General features: G+C 42.9%; 2 protein-coding genes and 1 pseudogene. 2 read left to right on the plus strand and 1 reads right to left on the minus strand.

The features are described from left to right. Positions 1-153 precede the first annotated feature (153 nt). Together F6K53_RS38890 and F6K53_RS38895 are read left to right on the plus strand one after the other, a co-directional pair. Positions 154-885 (plus strand): response regulator transcription factor, encoded by a 732-nt coding sequence (locus F6K53_RS38890; protein WP_366511414.1) that lies wholly within the window; start codon positions 154-156, stop codon positions 883-885. A 509-nt stretch (positions 886-1,394) separates the two neighbouring features. Continuing rightward, complete coding sequence (locus F6K53_RS38895; protein WP_008180130.1) at positions 1,395-1,517, plus strand: hypothetical protein; 123 nt, start codon at positions 1,395-1,397, stop codon at positions 1,515-1,517. A 116-nt stretch (positions 1,518-1,633) separates the two neighbouring features. Here the strand turns inward: F6K53_RS38895 and F6K53_RS38900 are convergent. After that, positions 1,634-1,919: pseudogene (locus F6K53_RS38900) on the minus strand (RNA-guided endonuclease TnpB family protein); the annotation flags it as partial.

A 1,919-nucleotide genomic window follows, 5' to 3' on the forward strand; every position in this document is an offset into this window, starting at 1 on the left:
AGATAAAGCTGATCAGATTGAGTGGCTTTCCCATGGAAGCTGATAGCTGCATGCCGATTCCCGATTCATCAAAAATCACTAATTCTCAGTAAAGTGCGCTACATTGGACTACACTGCGCTACACTAAGGGTAGTACGGGTTAAGGAACTACCGATGTCAGCAAAGCTCTTAAACGAAGTAGGGGTTAAGGAAGTAGCGATGTCAGCAAAACTCTTATTGGTAGACGACGAACCAGGAGTAAGGGAAGCGGTCAAAGAGTATTTGACAGAATTTGGTTTTACCGTACAGGTTGCCAGCAATGCTAATGATGCTTGGCAAATGTTACAGCAGAACACACCCGAACTAGTAATTTCTGACGTCATGATGCCTCAAGTGGATGGGTATCAATTCCTACAGCAGCTTCGAGATGACCCCCGTTTTAAAGCACTGCCAGTAGTGTTTCTGACAGCCCGTGGTATGACTTCAGATCGAATTCAGGGTTATCAGGCCGGTTGTGATGCGTACCTACCGAAGCCCTTTGATCCAGATGAATTAGTTGCTATTGTTAAAAACCTTTTGGAGCGTCGCGCTGCTAACTCTGAAGATAGTGTAGGTAGTACAGAGCTTGAAAAAATAGCCAAGCAGGTGGCTGAAATCCGGGCAATGTTAGACCAGAAGCATGGGATTGTCCAAACTCCTCCACCGTTGCGCATTGATTTTACAGCTAGAGAGCAGAGTGTTTTAGATTTGGTTGCCCAAGGGCTAATGAATAAAGAAATTGCCCGACGTTTAGAGACTAGTGTTCGTAATGTTGAGAAGTACGTTAGTCGTTTGTTTAGCAAAACAGGAACTAATAGCCGTACTGAGTTAGTTCGCTATGCTCTAGAACATGGTTTAACGAAATAGAGGATAAAGCATTCAGACCGATTTACTAGCCTATCCCTAATAATAGATAGGCTTAATTACTGCAGTTCTGGTAGCTATTCAATCTCAGATTCCACCGATACATATTCTGGTTAACTTGTCAATACATAAGTTCTAGACTTGAGTCTCCCCGTCGCTTGAGTGCAGGGAGACTCAAGCAGTTGTAGTTTATTATTGCTTTCCCTACTTTCGCTTTAACATCACCACGGCTTAAGGCTTGAAATATTGCTTGTCTTGATACAGTTGCTAATGGGAAAACTCCCTTTGGCTACGCTGGATCAATTTTGCCACTTAAACAAGCATCATTCGAGTTAATATAACCTTCTCTTCAATCATGTTCCCTTCGGCTAAAGAGCAAGCTAGCTCACACTTTAGCCAATATTAACTTAAGTAAAGTTACGTTAAGATACTTTGCCTTTTCTTATCAAGCTTGGCAAAAGTTTGTTATCGTTCATTATCCGCATACATAACTTTAAGAAAGGACAACAGACATGAAGACTTCTCAAACTCCCAACCATTTGGGTCAATCAGTGGCTTTAGGTCTTGTTTTAGTAGTCGCCAGTGTTGGTATTTTCATCCTGATGATGGTTCAAAGTGGTGCTTTGCAGTCTTAATAATCTTTATGAATCAGTCTTGCCATCTCTGGTTCAACTTTTCGTGAAACTCAAGAAGCCCACCTATAGCGCTTTGACATCTCCCCTTTTAAAAGAGAGGGGATTCTACAATGTTGCTACGTGGCGGGTTGAAACCCCGCCCCTTCGCTTCTTGTGCGATATGATCTACTCAATGAAGTGAACAGATCGTACCGGTGTGGGAGTGTCAAAGCTCCCCTACCTGTCTTGGTCAGGTCTAACCCTAACTGTACAGCTACTTTTCGAGCTATATTTGCGGCACCGTTACAGTCCGCATTAACTAGCCATCCATCATAAGATTTATATAATCCACGTCTGACCCGTTTTCCCGACGGTTTCCATCCTTTGGGTTTTTCACCAATTTTTGGGAGGCTGTCGTCGAGA

Origin of the sequence: Moorena sp. SIO4A1, assembly GCF_010672065.1 — a bacterium.
Taxonomy (GTDB): domain Bacteria; phylum Cyanobacteriota; class Cyanobacteriia; order Cyanobacteriales; family Coleofasciculaceae; genus Moorena.

Bases quoted from the DNA above. Each gene is read 5' to 3' on its own strand.
- F6K53_RS38890 (WP_366511414.1), top strand. From the start codon at position 154: ATGTCAGCAAAGCTCTTAAACGAAGTAGGGGTTAAGGAAGTAGCGATG.
- F6K53_RS38895 (WP_008180130.1), top strand. From the start codon at position 1,395: ATGAAGACTTCTCAAACTCCCAACCATTTGGGTCAATCAGTGGCTTTA.